Here is a 2,919-nt window from a genome sequence, read left to right as displayed (position 1 = left end):
AGGTTGCGGGCAATGCTGATAGTACTGCAAGCTCTGTAGAGCAAATATCTTCCTCTATAGAGCAGATGGGTAAATCTATTAAGGGAGTAGCCGGTAATGCGGAGAGCCTGTCAAATTCAGCGGAAGAAGCAACAACTACCGTTCATTCAATGGTTGCGTCAATCCAACAGGTGGCGGGAAATGCAGAAAGTACTGCGAAGTCGGTGGAGGAGATTTCCACTGCTATAGAACAGATGGGTAAATCCATTAAGGGGGTAGCGGGAAATGCTGAAAGTACGGCAGGATCGGCACAAGAGGCATCCGCAGCAATACAAGAAATCGTAGCTTCAATTCAGCAGGTAGCGGGAAACAGTGAAAGTACCGCAAGCTCTATAGAGCAAATATCTTCTTCCATAGAGCAAATGGGTAAGTCAATAAAAGGTGTTGCAGGAAACGCCGAGAGTCTAAAAGGTTCGGCTGATGAGGCATCGGCGGCGGTGCAAGAAATTGTAGCATCCATCCAACAGGTAGCCAGTAATGCAGAGAGTACAGCAAGCTCTGTAGAGCAGATTTCATCGTCCATTGAACAGATGGGCAAATCTATCAAGGGTGTGGCAGGCAATGCTGAAAGTTTGACGGGTTCGGCTGAAGAAGCGTCAGCGTCGGTACAGGAAATAGTAGCTTCCATACAGCAAGTAGCCGGAAATGCCGAAAGTACTGCAAGCTCGATAGAACAGATATCTTCTTCTATAGAGCAAATGGGTAAATCCATACAGGGGGTTGCAGGAAATGCCGAGAGTCTAAAGGGTTCGGCAGACGAATCCGCAGCGGCAGTCCAAGAGATAGTGGCTTCCATCCAGCAGGTAGCAGGAAACGCCGAAAGTACTGCAAGCTCTGTGGAGCAAATATCCTCATCTATAGAGCAAATGGGTAAGTCAATAAAAGGTGTAGCAGGAAATAGTGAAAGCCTAAAGGCATCTGCAGACGAATCTGCTGCCGCAATACAGGAAATGGTAGCATCTATCCAACAGGTATCGGGAAATGCTGAAAGTACTGCAAGTTCTGTGGAGCAAATATCTTCTTCTATAGAGCAAATGGGTAAGTCAATAAAAGGTGTAGCAGGAAACGCCGAAAGTCTGAAGGATTCTGCTGACGAGGCATCGGCAGCGGTACAGGAAATCGTAGGTTCCATTCAGCAGGTAGCCGGCAATGCCGAAAGTACAGCCCAATCGGTTGAAGAAATATCCTCTTCGATAGAAGAGATGGCGAAGTCAATTCAAGGTGTAGCAGGGAACGCCGAGCAGCTTCAAAAATCTGCAAATGAAACATCCCAGGTGGTTGAAAACATGGCGGCTTCCATAAGCCAGGTTGCCCAGAACGCCCAGAATGTAAACAAATTGAGTGAAAACGTGCAGAATGACGCTAGAGGCGGTCAGAAGGCAGTGGCTGATACTTTGGTGGCTATTAAGGATATATCCGAAGTTATTCATCGTGCGGAAAATGTTATAAACGGTCTTGGAAAGAGCTCCGAAAAAATAGGCAGTATCATCGAAGTCATTGACGATATTGCCGAACAAACAAATCTTCTTGCGCTAAATGCTGCAATTGAGGCTGCAAGGGCTGGAGAACACGGTAAGGGCTTTGCGGTTGTTGCCGATGAAGTAAGAAAGCTGGCTGAACGGACTGCAACAGCGACAAAGGAAATATCTGAACTCATTAAGGGTATCCAGGGAGAAACAAGTCAGGCTATCAAGGCGATTGAAGTTGGAACTGAAAAGGTTGAACATGGTTCTAAATTAAGCGATGAGGCTGGCAAGGCAATTGAAAAGATAGTTGAGGGCATAGAAAATGTAAATACAGAAATCCGCCAGATAACCACCGCCACTGATGAACAGAATAAGGGCAGTGTAAAGATTATTGAGGCTGTGAATACGGTAACAAATCAAGCAGCTATGGTTACACAGGCCACCAAAGAGCAGGCAGCATCTGTAGAAAATGTAGTAAGAGGTGTAGCCAATGCAAGGGAACAGGTAAAGCAGGTCACTGTTGCAGTTAAGGAACAGGCGAAACAGGGACAAAATATCGTAGTTGCTGTAGAAAATGTGACCAATCAGGCAGCGCAGGTTACACAGGCTACTAAAGAACAGGCAAAAGGTGTGGAAGAGGTTATCAAAGGTGTAGCCAATGCAAGAGAACAGGTACGGCAGGTTACTGTTGCAGTGAAGGAGCAGGCGAAGCAGGGAGAAAATATTGTACAATCGATCGAAAACGTCGCCAAACAAACTGCTGAAGTTGCCTTTGCAGTGAAAGAACAGGCTGCTGGCGTTGAGGAAGTGATAAAAGGTGTAGCCAATGCCCGTGAGCAAATAAGGCAGGTTACGGTAACGATGAAAGAACAGGCAAAACAAAGCCAGAACATCGTGGTTGCAGTAGAGAATGTAACTAAACAGGCTGGGCAGGTTACTCAAGCCACTAGAGAGCAGGCTAAAGGTGTTGAGGAAATAATAAAAGGTATTGAAAATGCGAGAGAACAGATGCATCAGGTTACGGTTGCAGTGAAAGAACAAGCCAAACAGGGTCAGAACATAGTAACGGCAGTAGAGAATGTGACCAATCAGGCGGCACAGGTAACGGATGTCACTAAAGAGCAAGCTAAAGGTGTTGAGGATATTATAAAGGGTATAGAGAACTCGAGAGAGCAGGTAAGACAGGTTACAGTAGCGGTGAAGGAACAGGCAAATCAAGGTCAAAATATTATAGTTGCAGTGGAGAATGTAACAAACCAGGCAGCGCAGGTAACCCAAGCAGTTAAAGAGCAGGCTCAAGGTGTTGATGAAATCATCAAGGGTGTAGCCAATGCAAGGGAACAGGTAAGGCAGATTACAGCAGCAGTGAAGGAACAGGCAAATCAAGGTCAAAATATTGTAGTGGCAGTGGAGA

The 2,919-nt window shown here is 46.0% G+C and carries 1 protein-coding gene; it reads left to right on the top strand.

The window, feature by feature from the left end; all coding sequences use genetic code 11:
• Positions 1 to 44 precede the first annotated feature (44 nt).
• Positions 45 to 2,919, top strand: a 2,875-nt coding sequence (locus EFD62_RS17125; RefSeq protein WP_456236583.1) for a methyl-accepting chemotaxis protein, incomplete at its 3' end; no start/stop codon positions are given.

This window comes from Acetivibrio mesophilus (genome assembly GCF_004102745.1).
In the GTDB taxonomy this organism is placed as follows: Bacteria; Bacillota; Clostridia; order Acetivibrionales; family Acetivibrionaceae; genus Hungateiclostridium; species Hungateiclostridium mesophilum.
This window is presented reverse-complemented; position numbering and strand designations above follow the sequence as displayed.